Source organism: Microbacterium sp. (genome assembly GCF_052099035.1).
In the GTDB taxonomy this organism is placed as follows: Bacteria; Actinomycetota; Actinomycetes; order Actinomycetales; family Microbacteriaceae; genus Microbacterium.
Genome location: NZ_JBQDSX010000139.1, coordinates 1 through 3,444, shown reverse-complemented (window position 1 = coordinate 3,444; position 3,444 = coordinate 1). Strand labels below are relative to the sequence as shown.

Sequence of the window (3,444 nt, the reverse complement as noted above, 5' to 3'; positions counted from 1 at the left end):
GAAACAGTCGCCGCAGGGTCACAGGCGAGACCAGGCGCCCGGAGAGGATGCGCAGGGCCGCGACGGCGATCGCGCCAAGAAAGGCGTTCACAGCGATGGTCTGGAAAATCGCCGCATCGCTGCCGAAGTCATGATCTGGGCCCACGAGTACCTGACCGGTGACGACAGGCGCGAGCACGGCGATCGCTGTCGCCCAGAGTGAGATGAGCAGCCCCGTCCAGCGTTCCGCGAAGAACGAGACGAAGAAGACGATCAACGCCGCCAGGAAGCTGATCGTCCATGCCTTCGGGGCATAGCTCGCTTCCCAGAGAAACGGCAGAGCGCCGGGCGTCGCCAACCGCTCTAACGGCGTGCCGTTGGAGTCGAGTGCCTCGAAGACCACTAGAGCTCCGGCAAACAAACCCCACGCTCCGGAGGCGACCCGGAGCACGGAGATCTCGAAGTTGTCCGAGAGATGCCGTGCCCGGCGGGCGGGCGCATCACGCAAGAACAGCACGTGTACCATAGCACCACTGGTGACCAGCGTGGCGAGATGAGCACCCGACAACAGCACGGTGGTGACAACGGCGACGTCAACGCCCGGGTACCCGACATGCAGACGTTCATAGGGCGCGTCGCCGAGGACGACGGCCACGACAACCGGGAAGACCACGAGGGCGACCGCGGTCGCCGCGATGATGACCGCGGCCACCGCGACCAACGGCTTGCGGACGCGTGGGTCCGAGGCGGATACGGGAGTGGCTGCGGGGGCGCGGGAGGCGACAGCGTCAGGCATTCGTCGCTGTGGGCCACGCCCGCACGGTGTAGCCGGCGTCCTGGACGGCCGAATCCACCGCCGCCTGTTCGAGCGGCGTCTCGTGGGTCACCTGGACCCGACCAGAGGCGGCGTCGACCTGGACATCGATAATGCCCGACACGGCGGACAGTTCGGCGGTGACCGCACGTTCGCAGTGCTCGCAGGTCATCCCGTTCACCCAGAACTCGAACTCGGCCATGACCACTCCTCTTGACGCCGAACAACGATTCCTTAACTCTACATCGTGTCATAGACGGGGTCGTCGGTGCGAGCGAGGTCAGGCGTGTGCGAGGGCGGCGGCGCGCCTCATCTTCGGTGCCTTCCACCGGCGGAGGGTGAGCCGGTCGGCGCGAAGCTCCAGTCCCGGATCGGCCGTCACACGCCCCATGGTCGCCAGCGCGTTGGCGAGGTGGACGGCCCCGGCCCGCCGGGCCGCGGCGTCGTCCGCAATGAGCTCGATCAGCAGAAGCGTGGCACGCTTGAGCTCCCGCCCGGCAGGGAAACGCCGGGGGACGCAGAGCGCGTTGATCTCGGCGATCCGCACCACCCACCCATGATGCTGACGCAGATGGGCACGCTCATGCTCGATCACCGCGTGCAGCTGCGGCTCGCTCAACAGCTTTGTGAGGGCCGTCGACAGGAAGATCTCCGGGTCCCTGGAGGGCACGGCGCATGCGGTCGGCTCATCCGAGTCGAACCACACGAAGGTCACCCCGTCCGACTTCTCGCGGGAGACGGCGACCGGTGCGAAGCGGCCGACGGCCTCGCGCCAGGAGTCGGCAAGAGGTTCCGCGGAGGCGGAGACGAAGGCGATCACCGCCGCGAGCACGCCGAGGCTCAGCCAGCCCACGACCGTCAAGAGCATGCCCTCGGCCGGCGCGTGCACCTCTCCGACCTCGACACAGCACAGCAGCGCCGTGGTCGCGGAGGCTCCCGCAAGCCCGATGCCGGCGAAGAGCGCATGGAACCAGAGGGTCAGTGCGATACGCGGGTGGCGCACCTGCCATCGCCCGGCGGTCAGCACGAGAGGCGCGAGCAACAGGACCAGCGCGGCGGCGGCGAGGAAGGAGCCGGTGACGATCACCTGCTCACCTGCGCTTGCGGGACGTCTTGCCGGTGATCGCGCTGCGGAGCAGATCCAGGTCCTCCTCGGCGAGGTTGCCCGCGAACCGCAGCAGTGCGGCCTGCCGGTCGCCGGCTCCGTCAAGGGCGGTCATCATCGACCGTCCGACGTGTTCGTCGCCGGATCGAGCGGCATGGAAGCGGACCTTTCGCGGGGAGTCGCCGGAGCGAACGACGTCGCCCTTCTTCTGCAAGCGTTCCAGCGCGGTCATCAACGTCGTGTAGGCCGGGACGTGACCGGTGAACACAGCCTGGATGTCGCGCGCGCTCAAGGGCTCCGAGGCGTCCCAGAGGATGCGCATGACCTCGCCCTCGAGTTCGCCTCGTTCGCGCGTACGCTCTCCCGCCATCTGGCACCTCCGGCACTCAGTCTAGTCACCTTCAAATCTACATGATGCCGTAGACTTCTGGCGTTCTGCCCGCTCACATCGCGAGGATCTCCGTCCTTGGCTCTCTCCCTCTTCCGCTCTCGATGCTCCACCGCGAAAGCTCCCACCCCGAGACCGGCTGTGCCAGCCACCAGGCAGAGGCTCGTGCGCGTGGCACGGAAAGAGGCCGTCTCCGACCGCGCCGTGCTGCTGGAGCTCCTCGCCGCCGATGACGCACTTCTGGAGCCGTTCACGCCGGGCGCGCACATCGACCTACACATCGACCCGGGCGTTGTCCGGCAGTACTCGCTGGACGACGTGGATCGGAGTGCGGGCGCCTACGTGATCTGCGTGCAGCGCGAGCCGGCTGGGCGCGGAGGCTCGATCGCGGTGCACGACAGCATCCGGGAGGGCGATACCGTGCAGATCTCTCTCCCGAGGAACACGTTCGGCATGGTTGAGTCGGCCGGGCACGTCGTTCTGCTGGCGGCAGGGGTGGGGGTCACCACGTTGGTGTCGATGGCGGCGCATCTTCATCGTTCCGGCGCGGACTTCGAGTTTCATGCGTATGCGCACTCCGCACGCGCGCTCGCGCTGCAATGCCACAGACGTCACCGCGCTCCTCGACCCGCCCGCACGCGGTAGCAGTCAGGCGATCGAGCGCGAACCAGACATCGCTCGACCTACTCACCGGCAGGGGCGCGTCCTGTAGCTCGACGGCGCGCATCGAGCCGAGAGCACATGACCGCTCGGTGCGAAGATGAAGGCATGTGTGCGACGAATCTGTGGGCGGTGAACGCCGGTGACGTCCCGCTGTGTGGTGGAGAATCTCGACATCGTGCGGGATCAGCTGTGTTGATTATGCCGCGTTGAGTTCCGGGATGGCCACCTCCTCGTCGTGGGTGTTGAGGAGCTTCATGGAGTGCTCGCTGAAGTAGCGGCGGCCAGCACCGTCCCACTCGTCGTGTTGCTCGATAAGAACGTGCCCGGCCAGGCGCAGGAGCGCGGCGGGGTTAGGGAAAGTGCCAACGACGTCGGTGCGTCGTTTGATCTCCTTGTTGACACGCTCGAGCGGGTTCGTGGACCAGATCTGTCGCCAGTGCTGCTGCGGGAATCCGCAGAACGCGAGGATGTCATCCTTCGCGTCTTCGAGCATGT

The 3,444-nt window shown here is 66.9% G+C and carries 5 protein-coding genes and 1 pseudogene; 1 reads left to right on the top strand and 5 read right to left on the bottom strand.

Annotated features, from left to right (window positions below):
- From ACTIAO_RS17440 to ACTIAO_RS17425, 4 genes and pseudogenes are all read right to left on the bottom strand, one after another.
- A pseudogene (locus ACTIAO_RS17440) lies at positions 1-775 on the bottom strand (cytochrome c oxidase assembly protein); the annotation flags it as partial.
- Entirely contained in the window at positions 768-995 is a 228-nt protein-coding gene (locus ACTIAO_RS17435) for a heavy-metal-associated domain-containing protein (protein ID WP_441907331.1), read from the bottom strand. The gene ACTIAO_RS17435 and the pseudogene ACTIAO_RS17440, both read right to left, overlap by 8 nt.
- A 78-nt stretch (positions 996-1,073) precedes the next feature.
- Positions 1,074-1,880: a M56 family metallopeptidase gene (locus ACTIAO_RS17430; RefSeq protein ID WP_441907330.1), complete on the bottom strand. Its 807-nt coding sequence runs from the start codon at positions 1,878-1,880 to the stop codon at positions 1,074-1,076.
- A gap of 4 nt (positions 1,881-1,884) precedes the next feature.
- Positions 1,885-2,268: a BlaI/MecI/CopY family transcriptional regulator gene (locus ACTIAO_RS17425; protein ID WP_441907329.1), complete on the bottom strand. Its 384-nt coding sequence runs from the start codon at positions 2,266-2,268 to the stop codon at positions 1,885-1,887.
- Between the two features lie 189 nt (positions 2,269-2,457).
- Here ACTIAO_RS17425 and ACTIAO_RS17420 point away from each other — a divergent pair, with 189 nt between their 5' ends.
- Positions 2,458-2,931 (top strand): ferredoxin reductase, encoded by a 474-nt coding sequence (locus ACTIAO_RS17420; RefSeq protein ID WP_441907328.1) that lies wholly within the window; start codon positions 2,458-2,460, stop codon positions 2,929-2,931.
- Positions 2,932-3,145: 214 nt separating this feature from the next.
- Here ACTIAO_RS17420 and ACTIAO_RS17415 read toward each other — a convergent pair.
- A partial coding sequence (locus ACTIAO_RS17415) for a transposase (RefSeq protein ID WP_441907327.1) occupies positions 3,146-3,444 on the bottom strand: 299 nt, incomplete at its 5' end.

Bases quoted from the DNA above. Each gene is read 5' to 3' on its own strand.
- ACTIAO_RS17435 (WP_441907331.1), bottom strand. From the start codon at position 995: ATGGCCGAGTTCGAGTTCTGGGTGAACGGGATGACCTGCGAGCACTGC.
- ACTIAO_RS17425 (WP_441907329.1), bottom strand. From the start codon at position 2,268: ATGGCGGGAGAGCGTACGCGCGAACGAGGCGAACTCGAGGGCGAGGTC.